Consider the following 12,951-nt stretch of genomic DNA (forward strand, 5'->3'; position numbering starts at 1 on the left):
GAGCCGTTGAATGACGGTCGACGCCCGTCGGATTATCTCAAGCAAGCTTCGATACTCGTTGCCAATGGAACCCATCACGCAAGCATTCGCTCAGCAATTCGGCCGGGAATGGATCGACGCATGGAATGCGCACGACCTCGACCGGATCCTGTCGCACTACGCCGACGGATTCGAAATGTCGTCGCCGATGATCGCGCAGCTCGCCGGCGAGCCCAGCGGCCGTCTATGCGGCAAGGAAGCGGTCGGCGCGTACTGGTCGAAGGCGCTGCAATTGATCCCGGACTTGCATTTCGAATGGATTGCGACGCTGACAGGCGTCGACAGCGTCGCGATTCATTACCGTGGCGCAAAGGGGCGGCTGGCGCTCGAAGTGTTTTACTTCGGGCCGGATCGGCGAGTCTCAAGAGCATTTGCTCACTACGCCGGATAATCGAGCGGCGGGGGAATCGGAGCAGCTGTATTTTCTACCGCCGCCGAATTGTGTCCACTGACGGTTTTACCGAATGGAGCAATAGGGCGTCGCTCCAGACTCCTTAACAAATTCAATGACGAGCGACAAGGCGACGCCAATCGTCGTTCAACGACGGATCGATGGAGCGATCCGAAAGATCAAGCGATACGGACACGAGACGAGTGTCGACGCGCCTGCCACGTCGCGTGGCGGCGCGAAGCAAATCGCGATGCGGCTGAAGATGCGTGGTGACCAATCAGCGGGGGCAGCGGCGATCCGCTCGCCGTACTCACTCATGTCATACCCGGCGATTCATATTTCGACGGGTCAGGTCAGGAGAGCATCACTCATGGTCAAGAAACGAATCCATGCCGCATGGGTCGGCGCCGTGATCGCGATGATCGCGCCCACAGGGCACGCGCAATACACGACGGACTGGTTGGCGAACAGTTACGGAACCCTTGCGTCGCACGTCGGCAACAACGCGCGCTCGATGTGGGTCTCGCCCGAAGGCGTCATCTATACGGCTTCCTTCTGGGACGAAAACGAAGGCGGCGTCGCGATCTATCAGAACGGCAAGAGCCTCGGTTCGATCGGCACGCACGCCGAGTTCCAGGGCGGCGCGATTACAGGCAACGCGACGTCGATCTTCGCGGCGTCGCAATACAGCACCTCGCAGGGCAGCGGCTCGGTCGCGCGCTACAACCGGACGACGCTCGCACGCGATCTCGTGATTCCCGTCAGCGTGTGGAACGCCGTCAGCCGGGCCGACGTGATCACCGGTCTCGCGACGGCGGGCACGCTCCTCTACGCGAGCGACTTCTTCGGCAACCGCGTGCGGGTCTTCACGACCGACGGCGTCTGGCAGCGCGACATCAGCATCGCGAATCCCGGCGCGCTCGCGCTCGACGGTGCGGGAAATATCTGGGTAGCCCAAAAGAACGCGGCCAAGATCGTCGAATTCAGTCCGACCGGCGCGTTGATGAACACGATCCAGATGCCGACGGCATCGCGGCCGTCGTCGCTGTATTACGATGCGTCGAAACGGCAACTGATGGTCGGCGATCAGGGCCCCGACATGAACATCAAGTTCTATGGCATCGCGGGCGTCCCGAAGCAGGTCGGCACGTTCGGCGTGCTGGGCGGCTATCTCGACACCACGACGGGCATCAAAGGCCAGGTCGGCGACAAGCGCTTCACGCGCGTGGTCGGCATCGGCAAGGACGCCGCCGGCACGCTATACGTGCTCAACAATCCGTGGGGCGGCGGCTGGGATCTCGGCCGCAACGGCGCCACCGACATTCACGCATACGACACCTTCGGCAACACGCTGTGGAAGCTCCAGGCGCTCAACTTCGAGGCGATCGCCGCGCCGGATCCGACGACGGACGGCGCTTACTTCTACAGCGGAATGAACGTCTACACCGGTAGTGCGGGCGGCACCTTCGTCGCGAACACCGTCGATCCGTTCACGTATCCTGCCGATCCGCGTCTCGACATGAACGACTACCAGCGCGGCCAGCACTTCGGCCAGCTCGTCAGCGTCGGCGGCAACAGGATTCTCGTCGCGTCGGGGCAGAATCCGGGCAACTTCAACTTCTACCACTTCAACGCGGCAAGCGGCTACATCGCGATCCCGGATGCGTCGCTGCCGGGCAAGGCGTTCAATACGACGCTGCAGGTGACGGCCGGATTCTCCATCGACAACAAGGGGGACGTGTGGGTCGGCCTCAACGGGACGAACGCCATCTCGCACTATCCGTTGACGGGCTTCGATGCGACCGGCAAGCCGGCCTGGGGCGCGGCCACGTCGATCCCGACGCCCGCGAGCATCCAGCCGTCGGCGCGCATCCTCTACATGTCCGAGAGCGATACGATGATCCTCGCGCAAGGGATCGCGGGGAGCTGGGACTGGACGGCGATGAACGGGCGGATCGAGGTGTATCACGGCTGGAGCGCCGGCAACGTCGCCCAGCCGAATCCGGTCATCACGCTCACGAGCCCCAATCCGAAGTCGATCGCGGCGGCCGGCAACTATCTGTTCGTCGGCTACGTGCACACCGTGCCGAACGTCGACGTCTTCGATCTCAACACGGGACAGCTCGTCACGACGCTGATCAACTCGAACACCAGCACGATGGACGTCGGCAACGACGTCGATTCGATGTACGGGCTGAGAGCCTATCTGCGATCGACGGGCGAATACGTGATCACGAAAGACAACTACAACGGCTCGAGCATCGTCGTCTATCGCTGGAAGCCGTGACGGCCGCGCGCCCGATCGGCACGGGCGAACGTCGGGTGGCGCGGCGCCGCATCGCGCGCCGTCCGGCGTTCATGTGCGACGCTGCGCAAACGCGCGAGATAAAACCGCCGTGTTGCACGCTGTTTCGCATCGTTTAGTAAATCTGATAAAAACATTACATCACCCTTCATTTCATTGACGAAGAAACTTGTCGTGTCCTAGTCTTCCAGCGCAGCCGAGATTCACGATTGGCCGACGACGTGCAGTCGATCGCGCCGCTCGATAACGAAGCACAAGAACTGGAGACGATCATGAATCGATTCGTCAGGCTGGGCGCCGCGATGGCCGTCGCTTGCGCGCTCGCAGCTTGTGGAGGGGATGACGGCAGTCCTGCCGCGACCGCGTCTTCGCTGGCCGCGACGGGCGCGAACGGCGCGGCGGTCGACGCGGCGGCGAACAACGCGCAAACGGACGACGCCATTCGCCCCGTCTCGCTGACCCAATACGTCGATCCGTTGATCGGCACGCTCGCGAGCAATTCGCCGAATCCGGTGCCGGCCGGGCAGGCGGGCAGCGTCGTGCCGGCGGCGGGCTTGCCTTCGGGCATGGTCCAGTGGGCGCCCGACACGAACACGACGCCCGCGCCCGACGGCAGCAGGGAGCCGGGCTCGCCCGCCGGCTACTACTACGACCTGAACGCGATCCAGGGCTTCAGCGTCACGCACATGAGCGGCGCGGGCTGCGCGGGCAACAACGGCGAGTTTCCGGTGATGCCGACCACCGACGCGACGAAGCTCGCGCCGACCTTCAGCCATGCGAACGAAACGGCGAAGCCCGGCTATTACTCGGTGCTGCTCGATTCGCAGATCAAGGTCGAGCTGACGGCGACGCTGCGCACGGGCTTCGGCCGCTTCACGTATCCCGCCGGCAAGCCCGCGATCCTCGTGCTCGATGCGACGCGCACGAATACGAAGACGTCGACGAGCGGCGCGATCACGCGCGTGTCGTCGACCGCGATCTCCGGCAGCACGGTGGGCGGCGGCTTCTGCGGCAATTCGGTGCCCGTGCCCGTGTACTTCTATGCGACGTTCGATCGGCCGTTCGCGTCGACGTCGTCGATCTCGCACGGCGTCGCGAAGCTCGGCTTCGATTCGGGCGCGACCGTGCGGATGAAGATCGGGATCTCGTATGTGAGCGTCGAGAACGCGAAGGCGAATCTCGACGCCGAGAACAAGGCGTGGGATTTCGACGGCGTGCGCGCGCTCGCCGACGCGACGTGGAACGACCGGCTGGGCGCGATTCGCGTGTCGAGCGGCGATGCCGATGCGTTGAAGAAGTTCTACACCGCGTTCTATCACGCGCTGTGGGCGCCGAGCGTGTTCAGCGACGTCAACGGCCAGTACGTCGGCTTTGACAAGCAGGTGCACACGGTCGCGAAAGGACAGGCCGCGCAGTACTCGAGCTTCTCGGGCTGGGACATCTATCGTTCGCTGATCCAGCTCAAAGCCGTGCTGTTCCCGCGCGAGACGAGCGACATGATCCAGTCGCTCGTCAACGATGCGGACCAATGCGGCGCGATTCCGCACTGGGTCAACGACAACGTCGAGGACGGCGTGATGCCGGGCGATGCGGGCTCGCTGATCGTGTCGAGCGCCTACGCGTTCGGCGCGCGCAGCTTCGACGCGCGCGGCGCGCTCGCGCACATGATCAGGATGGCCAACATTCCCGGTACCGCGTGCGCGGGCGTGACGACCAACGGCGGACGCGCGAGCTATCTGCAGACGGGCTACATCACGAGCGGGGAATGGGGCATCGCATCGTCGACGTTCGAATACACGAGCAGCGACTTTGCGATCTCACGCTTCGCGGGCGCGCTCGGCGACGCCGCGACGCAGAAGATGCTGCTCGGCCGCTCCGCGTACTGGCAGAACTTGCTGAACGCGTCACTGAATCCGCCGCTCGTCGCCGCGCGTCAGTCGAACGGCGCATGGATCCCCGAAACGCCGGGCAGCACCGACAACTACGTCGAAGGCAACGCCGAGCAATATACGTGGATGGTGCCGTACGATCCGGCCGGCCTGTTCGCGCAGCTCGGCGGCAACCAGACGGTCGTGCCTCGGCTCGACAAGTTTTTCACGGTGCTGAACGCGGGGATGAGCCTGCCGAACTTCTACATGGGCAACGAGCCGACATTCGAAGCGCCGTGGCTGTACAACTGGGCGGGGTCGCCGTCCGGAACGCAGCGCGTCGTCCAGCAGATCATGCAGACGGCGTTCGGCACGAAGCCCGACGGCCTGCCCGGCAACGACGATCTCGGCGCGGTGTCCGGCTGGTACGTGTGGGCCGCGCTCGGGCTGTATCCGCAGATTCCGGGCGTCGCGGGGTTTGCGATCGGCAGTCCGCAGTTCCGCGCGATCGACGTGCGGCTCGGCAGCGGCAAGACGCTGAGGATTCGCGCGCCGGGCGCGCCGTCGTCGAACTACGTGCAGAGCGTCAGCGTGAACGGCCGCGCGCAGACGAGCCCGTGGATCGCGCTCGACGCGCTCGAAGGCGGCGCGGTGATGCACTTCAAGATGGGCGGCGCGCCATCGCAATGGGGGACGGGCGACGCGCCGCCGTCGTTTGGCGTGCCGGTCGCGCTCGACGTGGCGGACGGCTTCAACAATCGCGGCATCAGCTCGGACGGCGCGACGAACGCGGACGGCCAGGGCGCCGACTTCGACGGCAGCCTGTTCAGCTACTCGGCGACCGCGCTCGCGCAGGCGGGCGCGAAGCCCGGCGTGCCGTTCGCGTACGGCGGAGCGAGCTTCGTGCTCGGCGGCGGCGCGTCGTCGCTCGACAACGCGGTGACGGTCGGCCAGACCGTGATGCTGCCGCCCGGCTCGACGGGCAGCAGCGTGGTCGTGCTGGGCGCGTCGAACAACGGGCCGAGCGCGGGCGTCGCGCGCGTGAACTTCGCGGACGGAACGAGCGCACAGGTCACGCTGTCGTTCGACGACTGGACGCTGAACGGCGGCGGCGCGAGCGCGAAGTCGGCGATCGCGGTGACGACCGCCTATCGCAACGCCGGCGGCGGGCAAACGGACAACGTGAAAACCTACATCTTCGCGCAGAAGATTCCGGTGCCGGCCGGCAAGGTCGTGACGAGCGTCACGCTGCCGAGGCAGGTGAGCGCGGGCAAGATGCACGTGTTCGGCATCGGCGTGGCGGCCTGATGTAGATGCCTGGACGCGAGCGCCATGCCGATGCGTGGCGCTCGCACGATGCATGCGCGGTTTGATCGTGAACCGCAAAAGGCGGCGGCGTGTCGTTGCAGACATCGCCGCCGCGCGCCGTCTCGACGATCGGCGAAGCTGCACTCTCCGCGCCTGGCGTGAGGCGGTCGCGACTGTCGCCGTGATCGCTCTATTTCCGTTTTTTCCGCGCAGTTGCGTCGACGATCTATTGGTCGATTTCGGCCCCGTACGGCCGATTTTCGTTCGCGTGCCATGCGTTTGAATTCGTCGTTTGACGCCATTCTCCAATATCTGATTGGGCTGATTTTCGTTAATAACAGAAAACGCACGCAATCGCTCAAATTCCCGTTTCTGATTTTGCCCGTCACTTTGCTAGTGCCCAGGGCACATGCCGTATTCCACCCGCTCATCACCCGATAAGCCCGCACCGCGCCATCGATCCGTTCAAACGAGGCTCGGCCGCATTTCTTCTTCTCGTGTAAGCAAATTCTCCGAACAGTCATTTCGATTAATCCGTATTTATCAAGTTTTAAACGAAAAATAGAATTTCCCTCGCCATTAACCTATTTGATCAGCGAGGTCGAAATTCATGAAATGCGACCGAAACAACGAGATTTCCCTGGCGATCCTGGGCGAAATTCTCAAGATTCATCGTCGGTATCCGGAATACACGACGGATTCGGACATCCGTCACGAGATCGAACAGATCCACGCCGTTCAGCTTCCCAGAATCCGCGCGTTCGTCGATACGGCGCGGCCGGTCGAATTCATCCTGCCGGCGTTCCCGTCCAAATCGCCGAATCCGAACAAGGTATTGGGGCGCTTTCCGGACATGGCCGAGAAGCTCTCGCTGTCGTTCCTGAACGACCTGTGCGAGCGGATTCGGAGCTTCCATGCGCCCGGCGCGAAGCTGACCATTTGCTCGGACGGCCGGGTATTCGGCGATCTGATCCGCGTCGACGATCGCGACATCACCGCATATCAGGGCACGCTGCGGCGGATCATCGCGGATCTGCGTGCGGACCATCTGTCGACGTACAACCTCGAGAACTTCGAAGCGTTCGCGAACCGGACGTCGAGCTTCGATGAAATGCGGCGGCTGCTCGTCGACGAATTCGCCGATCCGATCGACGCGATCAAGCGAAAGCTGACGGGCGAGGAGGAGGGCACGCTGCTGTATCGCGCGATCACCCGCTTCATGTTCGAAGACGGCTTCACGCCCGACTATCGCGGCTCGAAGGCAGCGCTGCAGAAGGATTCGAAGACGCGCGCGCTCGGCGTGATTCAGCGCAGCTGGGCATGGGGCGCGCTTCTCGCCACGCAGTTTCCCGATGCGATTCGCCTGTCGATCCACCCGCAGCCGGCGGCGAGCCTGAAGATCGGCGTCCACATGATGCCGACGCGCGACAACTGGCTGACGCCGTGGCACGGCGTCGCGGTCGATCTCGGCGATCAGTTCGTGCTGATGAAGCGCCGCGACGTCGAGTTGCTGGGCGGCCGCATCGTGATGCGCGACGGGCGGCCGAGCCACTACGAAATCGAGCGGTCGCAAATCGGCGGCGACGATCTCCTTCCGCTTTCCATCGTCGGCGACGAACGCGCTTCGGCCGACGCCGGCAACACCCTGATTCCTTCGGAGGCCGTATGAGCGATTTGTTCCTGCAGCGCTCGGTGTCGCTCGAGCCGCTGGTCGGCGATGCCGGCGAGCCGTGCTCGTTCGGCGTGCTGGTGAAGCCGCGCCGCGCGCATGTTCATGTCGGCGAGCTGTCGGTCGAGTGGCTGCGTGCGCTGGTGCGCAGCCAGCAGCTCGTGGTGTTGCGCGGCTTCGACAGCTTCGTCGACGCGCAGAGCATGACCCGCTATTGCGCGACGTTCGGCGAAATCATGATGTGGCCGTTCGGCGCGGTGCTCGAGCTGATCGAGCAGGCGAATCCCGCCGATCATGTGTTCGCGAGCAGTTACGTGCCGCTGCATTGGGACGGCATGTATCTGGACACCGTGCCGGAATTCCAGGTGTTCCAGTGCGTGCAGGCGATCGGCGAAGCGGACGGCGGGCGCACGACGTTCTCGAGCACGACGGAGGCGCTGCGCATCGCGACGCCGCAGACGCGCGCGCTGTGGCGCCGCGCGCACGGACGCTATCAGCGCACGGTCGAGCTCTATAGCAACACGGTCGAAGCGCCGATCATCGAGAAGCATCCGCGCCGCGAATTTCCGATCCTGCGCTTCTGCGAGCCGCCGATCGCGAACGACAGCACGTTCATCAATCCGTCGAGCTACGCATTCGGCGGCATCGCCGACGACGAGAAAGAAGCGCTGCTCGGCAGCCTGAAGCACGCGCTCTACGACCCGCGCGCGCATTACGCGCATCGCTGGCAGACGGGCGACGTCGCGCTCACCGACAACTTCACGCTGTTGCACGGGCGCGAGCGCTTCACGAGCCGGACCGGCCGCCATCTGCGCCGCGTTCATATTCACGGCGAGCCGCCGCTGCGCAATCCGCATCTGTCGAAAGAGCCGCACGACGCGGCCGCGGCCGGCCATGCAGCAGCCTGACGACTTCGTCGACGGAGAGACGACCATGACGTTGATGACCGGAAACGACTATCTCGACAGCCTGCGCGACGGGCGCAACGTGTATCTCGGCGGCGAACGGATCGCCGATGTAACGTCGCACCGCGCGTTCCGCAACGCGGCCCGCAGCATTGCTTCGCTGTACGACGCGTTGCACGGCGAGCATCGCGAGCGGCTGACCGCGCCCGATCGGCACGGGCAGGTCACGCATCGCTTCTTCAAGCCGAGCCATTCGACCGACGATCTGCTGTCGGCGCAGGACGCGATCGAGCTGTGGTCGAAGATGACCTACGGCTTCATGGGCCGCACGCCTGATTACAAGGCGGCGTTCATGTCGGGGCTCGAGGCGGGCGCCGACTACTACGGCGACTTTCGTCAGAACGCAGTCGACTGGTACAAGCGCTTCGCCGGCAACGGGCTGTATCTGAACCACGCGATCATCAATCCGCCGCTCGATCGCAGCAAGGCGATCCACGACATGCGCGACGTGTTCGTGCACGTCGTCGACGAGACCGATCGCGGCATCGTCGTGAGCGGCGTGAAGATGCTCGCGACCGCGGGCGCGCTGACCAATGCGACGTTCGTCGCACCCGTCGCGTCGGCGCTGCTCGAGCCCGGCAAGGCCGACGACTTCGCCGTCGTGTTCTTCGCGCGGATGGACAACCCGGGCCTGAGCCTGATGTGCCGGCCGTCGTACGAAGCCGCCGCGACGAGCCCGTTCGACGCGCCGCTGTCGAGCCGTTTCGACGAGAACGACAGCGTGCTGATCTTCGATCGCGCGCTGATTCCGTGGGAAGACGTGCTCGTCCATCGCGACGTGAAGCGCGCGACCGGCTTTTACGCGGCGTCGGGTTTCGCGAATCTCTACAACTTCCAATCCGGCATCCGGTTCGCGGTGAAGCTCGAACTGATGATCGGCCTGCTGTCGCTCGGCACGCAGGCGAACGGCACGCAGCAGTTCCGCGGGATTCAGGCGGCGCTCGGCGAGCTGATTTCTCTGTGGCATCTGCTGAAGGCGATCACGTCCGCGATGGCGCGCGACCCCGTGCGCACGCAAGCCGGCGTCGTCGTGCCGAAGCTCGAATATGCGTCGGCGCTGCGAATTCAGGTGCCGCAGATCTGGAAGCGGGTCCGCGAGCTGATGGAGACCGCGCTCGGCGGCTCGCCGCTCGTCACCGTGTCCGGCGCGGCCGACCTGCTCGATCCGCGGGTGAAGGGGCTGATCGACGCGTACTACCGCGGCGCGGCGCTCGAACCGGAGCAGCGGATCAAGCTCTTCAAGTTGATCTGGGACGCGACGGGCAGCGAGTTCGGCTCGCGTCATTCGGTCTACGAAACGCATTATTCGGGCAACTTCGATCAGATCCGTCTCGACTCGCTGACGTGGGCGACCCGGTTCGGCCAGCTCGCCGATTGCGAAGCGTTCGCGCAGCGCTGCATGGACGACTACGACGCGTCGGGCTGGTCGCGAGGTCCGTGGCTGCACGGCTGAATCGCGCCGCCCGATCCCAATCGTTTCAACTCAAAGGAGCAGCTATGTGCGGCATCACTGGATGGGTCGACTTCGCCCGCGATCTGCGCAACGAGGCGCGGATCGTCGACAAGATGACCGATACGCTCGCGCGCCGCGGCCCGGACGCGCGCGGCGTGTGGCTCGACACGCATGTGGCGCTGGGGCACCGGCGCCTGTCGATCATCGATCTCGAGCGCGGCGCGCAGCCGATGCTCACGCCGGAGCGCGGCCCGCGCGATCTGCCGCGTGCGGCGATTTCATACGCGGGCGAAACGTACAACTTCCGCGAACTGCGGGCCGAGCTGACCGCGCTCGGCCATCGGTTCGACACGCATTGCGACACCGAGGTCGTGCTGCGCGCGTATCTCGAATGGGGCGCGGCGTTCGTCGATCGTCTCAACGGGATGTACTCGATCGCGATCTGGGACACCGCGCGCGACGAGCTGCTGCTCGTTCGCGACCGGCTCGGCGTGAAGCCGCTGTTCTATTACCCGACGGCGGACGGCGTGATCTTCGGCTCCGAGCCGAAGGCGATCCTCGCGCATCCGGACGTGCGTGCGCGCACGTCGTCGGAAGGACTGTGCGACGCGCTGCTGTTCCTGCGCACGCCGGGACAGGTGCCGTTCTCCGGGATGCGCGAACTGAAGCCCGGCCATCTGTTGCGTGTGCGGCGCGGCCGGATCGTCGAAGAGCGCTACTGGGCGCTCGAAGCGCGTCCGCATACCGACGACCTGCCGACGACGATCGCGACGATCCGCTCGCTGCTCGACGACATCGTGTCGCGCCAGATGATCTCCGACGTGCCGCTGTGCGCGCTGCTGTCGGGCGGCGTCGATTCGAGCACCGTCGCCGCGATCGCGCAGAAGCGGCGGCGCGCGAACGGCGGCGGCGCGCTGTCGACGTTCTGCGTCGACTTCACCGGTCATACGCGGAATTTCCAGGCCGACCCGATCCGCCCGACGGCCGACGCGCCGTATGCGCTCGAAGTCGCGCGGCACATCGGCAGCGACCACCACACGATCGAGCTGAACCAGGCCGGGCTGCTCGATCCTCAGGTGCGCGAAACGGTGCTGCGCGCGTGGGATCTGCCGTTCAACTTCGCCGATCTCGACGTATCGCTGTATCGCCTCTTTGCCGAGGTTCGCAAGCACGCGACGGTCGCGCTGTCGGGCGAAGCGGCCGACGAAATCTTCGGCGGCTACCTGTGGTTCTCCGATCCGATTGCGCGTCGCGCGCAGACGTTCCCATGGCTCAAGCTCGGTGCGCATCGCGGCCTCAATCCGCGCGCGCTGTTCCATCGATGGTTCATCGACGAGCTGAAGCTCGGCGAGTACGAAGCGGATCTCTATCGCGCGGCGCTCGCGGAAGTGCCGCGCCTCGACGGCGAAAACGCGGAGGACCGCCGCACGCGCGAACTGCACTATCTGACGCTGACGCGCTGGCTGCCGGTGCTGCTCGACAAGAAGGACCGGATGGGCATGGCGAGCGGCCTCGAAGGGCGCGTGCCGTTCTGCGACCACCGGCTCGTCGAATACGTGTTCAACATCCCGTGGGCGATGAAGACGTTCAGCGGCCAGGAGAAGGCGCTGCTGCGCGCGGCGGCGGCCGACCTGCTGCCGGATTCGGTGCTGAACCGCAAGAAGGCGGCGTATCCGTCGATTCAGGCGCCGGGCTACGACCGCGGTCTCATCGAGCGCCTCAATCAGGCGATCGACGGCGGTCGCGCGCCGCTGAAGCCGTTCATCGACGGCAACGCGCTGCGCAACCTGACCGCGAAGACCGCGGCCGGCAGCCTTTCGGAATTCGAACGAATCCTGCTGGAGTCGAGCAGCCGGCTCAACAACTGGCTCGACCTCTATCGAGTCGAACTCGACGGCGTCCCGGCGGGTTGATCCTTTGACGAACACTTGGAGCGAACTGATGCAAGCAATCGAGATCCGCGAGACGGGCGGCCCGGACGTCCTCAATTACGTGACGCGCACCCCGCGCGAGCCCGGCGAAGGCGAGCTGCTCGTCGAGCTCGCCGCGGCTGGCGTGAACTTCATCGATCTGTACCGCCGCGAAGGCCGTTATCCGATGCCGCTTCCCGGCACGCCCGGCGAAGAGGGCGCGGGGCGCGTGCTCGCGGTCGGCCCGAACGTCATGCGTTTCAAGCCGGGCGATCGCGTCGCTTGGACGACCGTGATGGGCAGCTACGCGACACACGTGATCGTGCCGGAGGACAAGGCGATCGTCGTGCCGGACGCAATCGATCTGCAGACGGCCGCCGCCGCACTCGTCCAGGGGATGACCGCGCACTATCTCGTCAACGATTCGTACAAGGCCCGCGAAGGCGACACCGTGCTCGTTCATGCGGCGGCGGGCGGCGTCGGGCTGTTGCTGACGCAGTGGCTGAAGCAGCGCGGCGTGCAGGTGATCGGCACCGTGTCGACCGAACAGAAGGCGGCGCTTGCGCGCGGCAACGGCGCGGACGACGTGATCCTGCACCACGCGGTCGACGATCTCGCCGCCGAGGTGCGCCGGTTGACGGGCGGCAAGGGCGTGCACGCGGTGTACGACGGCATCGGCGCCGCGACGTTCGACGCGAGCCTCGCGAGCCTCAGGACCCGCGGCACGCTGGTGATTTTCGGCGGTGCGAGCGGCCCGGTGCCGCCCGTCGACGTGATGCGGCTCTTGTGGGGCGGCTCGCTTACGTTGACGCGTCCGTATCTCGAACATTTCCGCGCGACCGTCGACGAATTTCTGTGGCGCGCGGGCGAAGTGTTCGACGGTATCGCGGACGGCTCGCTCGAGATCAGGATCGGCGGCAGCTATCCGCTCGCCGACGCGCGGCGGGCGCATGCCGATCTCGCGGCGCGCCGGACCACCGGCAAGCTGCTGCTCGTGCCGTGACGCCGTCGCGCCCGCTCGCTCACTCATTGAACAGGATGCC

At 65.3% G+C, this 12,951-nt stretch carries 8 protein-coding genes; all 8 read left to right on the forward strand.

Annotated elements, in window-relative coordinates; genetic code table 11:
- Positions 1-64 precede the first annotated feature (64 nt).
- The 8 genes from BG90_RS21245 to BG90_RS21280 all read left to right on the forward strand — a co-directional run bounded on the left by BG90_RS21245 (position 65) and on the right by BG90_RS21280 (position 12,911).
- The gene (locus BG90_RS21245; RefSeq protein ID WP_010117722.1) at positions 65-430 is read left to right on the forward strand and encodes a nuclear transport factor 2 family protein; all 366 of its coding nucleotides are present in this window, start codon (positions 65-67) and stop codon (positions 428-430) included.
- Positions 431-800: 370 nt separating this feature from the next.
- Positions 801-2,717, forward strand: a complete 1,917-nt coding sequence (locus BG90_RS21250) for an SMP-30/gluconolactonase/LRE family protein (RefSeq protein ID WP_010117723.1) — start codon at positions 801-803, stop codon at positions 2,715-2,717.
- Between the two features lie 290 nt (positions 2,718-3,007).
- Positions 3,008-5,911: a GH92 family glycosyl hydrolase gene (locus tag BG90_RS21255; RefSeq protein WP_081469884.1), complete on the forward strand. Its 2,904-nt coding sequence runs from the start codon at positions 3,008-3,010 to the stop codon at positions 5,909-5,911.
- 610 nt (positions 5,912-6,521) lie between these two features.
- Positions 6,522-7,580: an L-tyrosine/L-tryptophan isonitrile synthase family protein gene (locus BG90_RS21260; protein ID WP_010117725.1), complete on the forward strand. Its 1,059-nt coding sequence runs from the start codon at positions 6,522-6,524 to the stop codon at positions 7,578-7,580.
- On the forward strand, positions 7,577-8,488 hold the full coding sequence (locus BG90_RS21265) for a TauD/TfdA dioxygenase family protein (protein WP_010117726.1): 912 nt from the start codon (positions 7,577-7,579) through the stop codon (positions 8,486-8,488). The genes BG90_RS21260 and BG90_RS21265 overlap by 4 nt, the downstream gene beginning before the upstream one ends.
- 25 nt (positions 8,489-8,513) lie before the next feature.
- Positions 8,514-9,998, forward strand: a complete 1,485-nt coding sequence (locus tag BG90_RS21270) for a 4-hydroxyphenylacetate 3-hydroxylase family protein (RefSeq protein ID WP_010117727.1) — start codon at positions 8,514-8,516, stop codon at positions 9,996-9,998.
- A gap of 44 nt (positions 9,999-10,042) precedes the next feature.
- Entirely contained in the window at positions 10,043-11,911 is a 1,869-nt protein-coding gene (asnB, locus tag BG90_RS21275) for an asparagine synthase (glutamine-hydrolyzing) (RefSeq protein ID WP_010117728.1), read from the forward strand.
- 28 nt (positions 11,912-11,939) lie between these two features.
- Complete coding sequence (locus tag BG90_RS21280) at positions 11,940-12,911, forward strand: quinone oxidoreductase family protein (RefSeq protein WP_025990101.1); 972 nt, start codon at positions 11,940-11,942, stop codon at positions 12,909-12,911.
- Positions 12,912-12,951 lie beyond the last annotated feature (40 nt).

Source organism: Burkholderia oklahomensis C6786, from assembly GCF_000959365.1.
GTDB lineage: Bacteria > Pseudomonadota > Gammaproteobacteria > Burkholderiales > Burkholderiaceae > Burkholderia > Burkholderia oklahomensis.